The organism is Bacillus sp. TL12 (assembly GCF_022625245.1).
Lineage (GTDB): Bacteria > Bacillota > Bacilli > Bacillales > Bacillaceae_G > Bacillus_A.
On sequence record NZ_JAJJBY010000260.1, the window covers coordinates 1 to 246 of the forward strand.

Here is a 246-nt window from a genome sequence, read left to right on the forward strand (position 1 = left end):
CCAGATACGTGTTACTGGCAAGAATATGGATTGATATTTTATTTTTGATAAAATTTTTATACAAATTTCAATTATAGGATTCATACCCAACTATTTTTATAGATTCGTTGCATATTTGGCAAGACGATCTGCTAGATCATTATATTCATTTCCACTATGTGCTTTCACTTTTACAAATTGTATATGGATTCTACGCATATATTTTTGCATAAAATCTTGATATTCTTGTGTTTGAGTGTTTTTAGC

1 protein-coding gene is annotated in these 246 nt (G+C 28.0%); it reads right to left on the reverse strand.

The window, feature by feature from the left end:
• Window positions 1–96: 96 nt before the first annotated feature.
• Window positions 97–246: RNase H family protein (locus LOK41_RS28835; RefSeq protein ID WP_347269390.1), on the reverse strand; the 150-nt coding region annotated here is incomplete at its 5' end.